The sequence below is a fragment of the Streptomyces mayteni genome (genome assembly GCF_054783955.1).
This window is the reverse complement of record NZ_BAAGPR010000100.1, coordinates 22,220-29,403: the sequence shown is the minus strand read 5'-3', so window position 1 is coordinate 29,403 and position 7,184 is coordinate 22,220. Positions and strand designations below refer to the sequence as shown.

Annotated in this window: 6 protein-coding genes and 2 pseudogenes; 2 read left to right on the top strand and 6 right to left on the bottom strand. The window is 72.7% G+C overall.

Annotated elements, in window-relative coordinates:
- The 6 genes and pseudogenes from ACYVPE_RS31370 to ACYVPE_RS31345 all read right to left on the bottom strand — a co-directional run.
- Nucleotides 1–358: pseudogene (locus ACYVPE_RS31370) on the bottom strand (carbohydrate ABC transporter permease); the annotation flags it as partial.
- Nucleotides 355–1,302: a carbohydrate ABC transporter permease gene (locus tag ACYVPE_RS31365; protein WP_461037154.1), complete on the bottom strand. Its 948-nt coding sequence runs from the start codon at nt 1,300–1,302 to the stop codon at nt 355–357. The pseudogene ACYVPE_RS31370 and the gene ACYVPE_RS31365, both read right to left, overlap by 4 nt.
- On the bottom strand, nt 1,302–2,621 hold the full coding sequence (locus ACYVPE_RS31360) for an ABC transporter substrate-binding protein (protein ID WP_461037153.1): 1,320 nt from the start codon (nt 2,619–2,621) through the stop codon (nt 1,302–1,304). Before ACYVPE_RS31360 ends, ACYVPE_RS31365 begins: the two co-directional genes overlap by 1 nt.
- 128 nt (nt 2,622–2,749) lie before the next feature.
- The gene (locus ACYVPE_RS31355) at nt 2,750–3,535 is read right to left on the bottom strand and encodes a FadR/GntR family transcriptional regulator (protein WP_461037152.1); all 786 of its coding nucleotides are present in this window, start codon (nt 3,533–3,535) and stop codon (nt 2,750–2,752) included.
- A gap of 308 nt (nt 3,536–3,843) precedes the next feature.
- Complete coding sequence (locus tag ACYVPE_RS31350; RefSeq protein WP_461037151.1) at nt 3,844–4,992, bottom strand: pyridoxal phosphate-dependent aminotransferase; 1,149 nt, start codon at nt 4,990–4,992, stop codon at nt 3,844–3,846.
- A 42-nt stretch (nt 4,993–5,034) separates the two neighbouring features.
- Nucleotides 5,035–5,667, bottom strand: coding sequence for a GntR family transcriptional regulator (locus tag ACYVPE_RS31345; protein ID WP_461037150.1), 633 nt, complete (start codon nt 5,665–5,667; stop codon nt 5,035–5,037).
- Nucleotides 5,668–5,729: 62 nt separating this feature from the next.
- Here ACYVPE_RS31345 and ACYVPE_RS31340 point away from each other — a divergent pair, with 62 nt between their 5' ends.
- Together ACYVPE_RS31340 and ACYVPE_RS31335 are read left to right on the top strand one after the other, a co-directional pair.
- Nucleotides 5,730–6,704, top strand: coding sequence for an EamA family transporter (locus ACYVPE_RS31340; RefSeq protein WP_461037149.1), 975 nt, complete (start codon nt 5,730–5,732; stop codon nt 6,702–6,704).
- Nucleotides 6,701–7,087 (top strand): annotated as a pseudogene (locus ACYVPE_RS31335) (helix-turn-helix domain-containing protein); the annotation flags it as partial. The gene ACYVPE_RS31340 and the pseudogene ACYVPE_RS31335, both read left to right, overlap by 4 nt.
- Nucleotides 7,088–7,184: the final 97 nt, after the last annotated feature.

The window sequence follows — 7,184 nt, the reverse complement described above, 5'->3', positions numbered from 1 at the left end:
TGCGGGCGACCAGGATCAGCGAGCCGGTGCGGTGCATCCGGAAGCGGCCGACCGCCCAGGCCGCCGGCACCGCGATCAGCGCGGACAGCGCGGTCGAGACGCCGCCCACGATCAGCGAGTTGCGCATCGCGTGCAGGATCTCGCCGTCCGCCAGCACGTTGCGGAAGTTCTCCAGCGTGGGGGAGAAGAACAGCCCCACGCTCGGGTCGGTGACCTGCACGTTGGTCTTGAAGGCGGCGGCGAACATCCAGACGATCGGCAGCGCGAAGACCAGCGAGACGACGGTGACGGCGACGCCCCGCAGCCAGCCGAGACCGCGCCGGCGCCGGGCCGCGTGCGCGGCGGCGTGGGCACTCATGCCTCCTCCTTTCCGGCGCGGCGGCGCAGCACGAGGACGACGCCGATGATGAAGAGGGTGAACAGGACGAGGACGGCGGAGGCGAGGCCGTACTCCAGGTAGTCGAAGGTGAGGCCGTAGGCGTAGATGTTGAGCGTCTCGACCTCGAAGTCGGAGCCGCCGCCCGGGCCCTTGGTGGCGTACAGCAGGTCGAACGTCTTCAGGGCGTCGACCGAGCGCAGCACCAACGCGGTGGCGAGGGTGGTGGAGAGCATCGGCAGTACGACGTGCCGGAACCGCTGCCAGGCGTTGGCCCCGTCGACGAGGGCGGCCTCCTCGGGTTCCTCGGGCAGGGTGGAGAGGCCGGCGAGGAGCAGCAGCGTCATCATCGGGGTCCACTGCCAGACGTCGATCAGCATCAGGGTGGGCAGCGACTGGCTGACGGAACCGAGGAACTCCTGCGGCGGCAATCCGACCGACTCCAGCAGGTGGTTGGCGATGCCGTTGGTCGGGTCGAGGATCAGCAGCCACAGGATGCCGATCGCCACCGGGGTGGCGAGCAGCGGAATGATCAGGATGGTCCGCACCCATCGCATGCCGCGGAACGCCTTCCGCATCAGCATGGCGAGCGCCAGGCCGAGCACCGTCTCCAGCAGCACGGCGCCGACGGTGAACACCACGGTGCGCCGCACGGCCGGCCAGAAGCGCCGGGTGTCGCCCAGCGCGTCGCCGAAGTTCTGGAACCCGACGTGCTCGCTGCCGGCGTTGACGGCGCCGAACGCGTCGGTGAGGGAGAGGTTGACGGTGTAGGCGAGCGGAAAGACGATCATCGAGCCGACGAAGAGCAGCGCCGGCGCCAACATCGCCCACTTCAGGCGGCGGTTGGCCTGCTCGAACGTGCGCGGGGCGCGGCCGCCTGGCCGGCGCCTTCCGGCGGCGGCCGGCCGGGTCTGGAGGGTGGTCATCAGGACTCCCGGTGGCGGTTGTCGCGGACGAGGAAGTCGGCGAACTCGGCGTCCGCGTCCCGGGCGACGCCCGGCACGCCCTGGCCCAGGATCCCGGCCACCAGCGGCCGGCCCACGATGTCGCGGGCGCGGCCGACCTGGAGCACCTCGGGCCTGTCGTGCCCGATTCCGCGCTCCGCGCTGACGCGCATCGTCTCGGCCAGCTCCGCCGGGAAGGACTCCAGGGTCGCGGCGTCCGACCAGGCGGACTGCCGGGCGCCGGGTATCCCCTCGGCCTGGAGCGCGGCCACCATCTCGGGGCTCGACGCCCAGCGCACGAACTCCCAGGCGTCGTCCCGCAGTAGGGAGAACTCGTTGACGCCCAGGCTCCAGGACGGGATGTTGTGCGGCCGCGAACCGGCCGGGCCGGCCGGGAACGGCGCGAAGCCGACCGTCTCCTGGACGGTGGAGATCGTGGGGTCGAGGAAGTTGGTGTAGATGGCGTCGGCGTCGATGTAGAACGCCGCCTTGCCCTGGGCGAAGATCGGCATGGCCTGTTCCAGGCTCATGTTGGTGGCGCCCGGCGGGCCTGTGCGCTCCAGCAGGGCGCCGTAGTACTCGTAGGCGGCGATCGCCTCCCGGGTGCCGATCCCGGAACGGCCGTCGACGGTGAAGTCGCCGCCGAACGAGTAGAGGAAGCTCGACCACTGGCTGACCGCGCCGCTGCGCTGCCCGCGCCCGACGTAGCCGAAGAAGTCGTTCCGCCGGTCGGCCAGTTCGAGCGACATGGCCATCAGCTCGTCCAGGGTGGCCGGCGGCCCGCCGAGGTCGGCGACCAGGTCCCGGCGGTAGTAGAGCGCCGGCCGCTCGGTCACCACCGGGACGCTCAGCACCCGGCCCGCCGTGATCGAGCGCTCGCGCGGCGCGTCCTGGAAGTCGTCCCAGTCGAACGCCCGGTCGCCGACGCGGTCGGTGAGATCGGCGAGCCAGCCGTTGTGCGCGAAGAGCAGTTGCTCCTGCAGGGCCCTGACCATCATCACGTCGACGTCCGTGGCGGACGCGTTGAGCTTGACGTTGTAGCTGTTGGCGAGCTGGTCGGAGGTGAGCATCGTGATCGAGACGCGGCGGCCGACCCGCTCCTCGAACTCGTCGACCCGACCGGCGATCGCCTGCGACCAGACGTGGTTGATCGCCATGACCCGCAGTGGCGCGTTCGGGGACGCGGAGCCGCCGCGTCCCGAGCAGGCGCCGAGTGTCGTCCCGCCCGCCGCCGCGGCCGCCACGCCCAGGGCGAGCCGGCCGAAGGAGCGGCGCCCGACCGGATGGCTGCTCGTGGACATCCTCGTCCTCGACTTTCTTGCTGTACGGTGTCCCGTTTCGTTCCAGTATGGGTGGTCCAACTGGTAGGACCAGTTGGACCGTAACAGGGTGCCGACGATCTGACCAGCCCCGAGTTCCGGGCCGTCCGTCAGCCGAGGTGCGGCGGCTGCCGCAGCAGCGCCTCGATGTGCTGCCGCGCCATGACGTCCAGGCTGAGGTCCAGGTCCGCGCCGTAGGTGCGCAGGCCGAGCCTGAGGTGTTCGCGCATCCTGGCTCTCGCCAGGTCGACGTCGCGGGCCTCGATGGCCTGGAGGATCTCCGGGTGGTGCGGCACGCCGGGCTCGCCGATCGAGGGGTCCGAGTTGGAGCGGAGCATCATCTCGAACATCATCCCGCCGATCGACGACAGCATGACGCGCAGCACCGGGTTGCCGCTGGCCGCCGCGATCGCCTCGTGGAAGTCGAGATCGGCGCGGGCCTTGTGCACCACGTCGGCCGCCCGCAGCAGGATGTCGTTGGCCCCGCGCATCGTGGCGAGGTCGGCCTCGGTGGCCCGCTCCGTGGCGAGCCCGACGATCTCCACCTCCAGCGGGATGCGCGCCTCGATGAGATGCCGCACCGTGGGGCGCTCCGCGCGGTACAGCGTGTCGTAGCTGCGGACCCGCTCCGCCGTCCGCTCGCTGACGAACGAACCCCGGCCGGGTGCCACCTCGATCAGGTGCTGGGCCTCCAGCCGGCGCAACGCCTCGCGCACCACGTTCCGGCTGGCGCCGAACTGCTCGGCGAGCTCCCGCTCCGAGGGCAGCTTGGCCCCGACGGCGATCTCGCCTGACCTGATGTCGTGCTCCAACTGGCGCGCGACGCGCTCGGTGAGCAACCCCCGCTGGGAGGAAGGCGTGTCACGGCCCGGCGGTGACGAGGGCGGGGCGGGCATGTCCCGGAGCTTAACAGCAGGTCGGCCGGGGCCCGCCCGGCGCTTAGGCCCTGTCCTGCCGATCTTGCCGGGCCCGCGACTCCCCCAGGCCTGGCGGCCTGGGAGGTGCCCCCAAACACGGCGCCTCGCTGCGTTGTCGCATCGCGCGAATACGGCCAAGTATGAGCTGCGATACTCCGCCTTGCGCGAAGCGAATGGGGGCACTCCCCCGAGCACTCCGTGCAGGGGGCACCCCCACCCGGACGAAGTCTGGGGGAGCACCGCGTCTGACGCCGCGGGCTGATCCGACAAGATCGACAGGACAGGACCTAACGCCCACCGGGGACGGGGAACCGGCCGAGCGCCTCGACGAGCGGGGCGCGCCGGCCGGCGAAGCAGATCCGCACCCAGCCCTCGCCCGCCGCCCCGAAGGCGGTGCCCGGCGCGACCGCGACCCGCTCGGTCCGCAGGAAGCGCTCCGCCCAGGCCGCGACGTCGCCGCCCGAGGCGTGGGAGACGTCGATCCAGAGGTAGAACGCCCCGCCGGGGCGCTGGTAGCGGATGCCCCTGTCGTCCAGGACGGCGCGGGCGGCCGCCAGGTTGGCGCGGTAGTGCGCGCGGGCCGCGGCGACCCCGTCCTGGCCGCCTTCGAGCGCGGCGAGGGCGGCCAGTTGGGCGGGCGCGTTGACGCAGCTGACCGTCGACTCCTGGGCGGCGCGGAAGCGCTCGGTCAGCCCCGGCGGCGTGACGAGGTAGCCGACCCGGGCGCCGGTGAGCGCGTAGGTCTTGGACAGCGAGTAGATGCCGAACACCCGGTCCTCGGTGTCGACCGCGGCGAGGCTGGTGCAGCCCGCGTCGAACGTCAGGTACTCGTACACCTCGTCGCTGATGATCCACAGGTCGTGCCGGGCCGCGAAGGCGACCAGCGCCGCCACCGTCCCGCGGTCGAACACCACCCCGAGCGGGTTGGATGGGCTGTTGACCAGCAGCGCCCTGGTCCTCGGCGTGACGAGCGAGGCCAGCGCGGCCAGGTCGGGGGTGAAGCCGTGCTCGGCCCGCAGCCGGTAGGGCACCGGGACCGCGCCGAGCAGGCGTGGCGTCATCGCGAACGTCGCGTACCCGGGGTCGGGGACGAGGATCTCGTCGCCGGGGGCCAGGGTGAAGGACATGGCCAGGTGCAGGGCCTGCGCGCCGCCGGCGGTGACGTGGACCTGGTCGTCGCCGACGCGGTAGCCGTTGTCCCTGGCGAGCTTCCCGACGATCGCCGACCTGAGCGGGGGGATCCCGCTGTTCGGCGTGTAGTTCGTGACGTCGTCCCGCCAGGCCCGCGCGCCGGCGTCCAGGATGTGCGGGGCCACCGGCAGTTCCGGCTCGCCGATGCTCAGCTGGATGACGTCGTCGAGCTCGGCGGCCAGCTCGAAGATCCGGCGGATCCCGGAGGCGGGTATCGCCCGGACGGTGGAGGCGATCTGCGGCATGGACGTTCTCCAGGTCGGCGACGGAACCGGGGCGGGGCCCGGTCAGGAGTGGCGGTAGAACTCGAGGTGGCGGCGGAGCAGTTCCTCGTACCGGCCGGCGTCCCGGGTGGCGAAGGCGTCGAGGAGGTCGTGGTGTTCGGCCGCGGCGGCCGCCATGTGCTGGGGGAGCAGGCGCAGCAGTTGCAGCCTGAGCCGCGACTGGCGGTCGCGGAGCAGGTCGTAGAGATGGCTCGCGGTGGTGTTGCCCGACGCGGCGATCAGGGCGCCGTGGAGGTCGGCGTCGCACTCCACGAACCCCTCCAGGTCGCCGGCGGCGTTGTGCGCGTCCCCCTCGGCGACGAGCCGGCGCAGCCCGTCGAGCACCGGCTCGGCCGGCGCCGCGTCCGCCAGCGCGCGGCGGACCGCGGCGGACTCGATCGCCTGCCGCATCTCCACCACGTCGCGCGCCTCGTTCGGGGCCATCGGCTGCACCGCGGCCCCCCGGCGCGGATACAGCACCAGCAGCCGCTCCGTCTCCAGCCGCAGGAACGCCTCGTGCACGGGGGTGCGGCTGATCCCCAGCTCGGTCGCGATGGCGCTCTCGTTGATCAACTGCCCTGGCGGCAGCTCGCCGGAGAGCACGAGCCGCTTGGTGTGCGCGTAGGCCCGCTCGGCCATCGCGGTTGCGTTCGGCATGGGGGACAGCCTAGCGTCTTGCATGCAACGATGCGTGCAAGTGTCGGGAAGGGGCGGGGCGGGTGGCCACGGGGCGGTCGGGAGCGCGCTATCTGCCGCTCGCCGCGATCTATCTCATCTGGGGCAGCACCTACTTCGCGGTGCGGGTCGTCGTCGGCGACGGCGCCGTCTCACCGGTCCACCTCCAGTTCCTCAGGGCGGTCGCGGCCGCCGCGCTGCTCGGCGTCATGGCCCTGGCCGTGCGCCGGCGCCTCGCCCCGGTGCCCTGGCGGACCCGGGCGCTGGCCGCCCTCTCCGGGGTGCTGATGTGGGCGGCCGGCAACGGACTCGCCACCTACTCGGCCGCCTACGCCTCCTCCAGCTTCATCGTGATGGCGATGGGCACGATCCCGCTCTGGACAGTGGCCACCGAGGCGGTCCTCACCAGGACGCCGCCGTCCCGGCGGGTGCTCGGGGCGCTGGGCGTCGGCTTCCTCGGCCTCGGGCTCGTCGTCGCGCCCGGGTTGTTCTCGGCCGACATCCTGGATCCCGACCACGCCGCCGTCACGATCCTCATGCTGGTCGGCGGCGGCGCCACCTGGGCCATGGGCACCGCCCTCCAGAAGCGCGTCGCGCCGGCCTTCACCATCCCGTCGCTGGCCGCGACCCAGTTCACCACGGCCGCGCTGGTCCTCGCCGTCCCGGCGCTCGCGATCGGCGCCCCGCGCCCCGACCACGTCGACGCCGCCCAGTGGGCCGCGTTCGGCTACCTGGTGGTGTTCGGCTCGGCGATCTCCCTCAGCGCCTACGCCGTCGTCGTCCGCACCTTCAGCGCCTCCGTCGCCTCGACCTTCGCCTACGTCAACCCGGTGGTCGGCGTGCTCCTCGGCACCGTCGTGCTCCGCGAGGACATCGCGCCCGTGTCGATCCTCGGCCTGTTCGTCGTCCTCACCGCGGTCGGCGCCGTGCTCGTCGCCCCCTCGGCGCGTCACGGTATGCGCGGAGCGGCGCCGGCAGCCGGACCCGCTCGCTCGCGGCGTGGTGGGATGGGGCCGTGAGCAGCGCCGCAGAGGAGAGCAACCGCCGGATGCTCAGGGCCAGGGACGCGATGGACCGTGCCTACGCGCAGCCGCTCGACGTGCCGGCCCTGGCCCGGATCGCGCACGTGTCGCCCGCGCACTTCGCCCGCACCTTCCGCGCCACGTTCGGTGAGACGCCGCACCGCTACCTGCGGCGCCGCCGGGTGGAGCGGGCGATGTTCCTGCTGCGGGAGACCGACCGGGCCGTGACGGACATCTGCTTCGAGGTCGGCTTCGCCAGCCCCGGCACCTTCAGCCGCACGTTCCGCGACATCGTCGGCCGGTCGCCCCGGGCGTACCGCGGGGCGCCGGTGGCCTCGGGCGTGCCGACGTGCTTCACCATGGCGTGGGCCCGGCCGAGCGTCTGGCCGGGCGTCTGGCCGGACAGCCTGTCCTGGCGCCCCGCGACTGAGCGGTTTCGGATAAGTTTCCGCCCGGCCCGCTGGGTAGCGTGGCGCC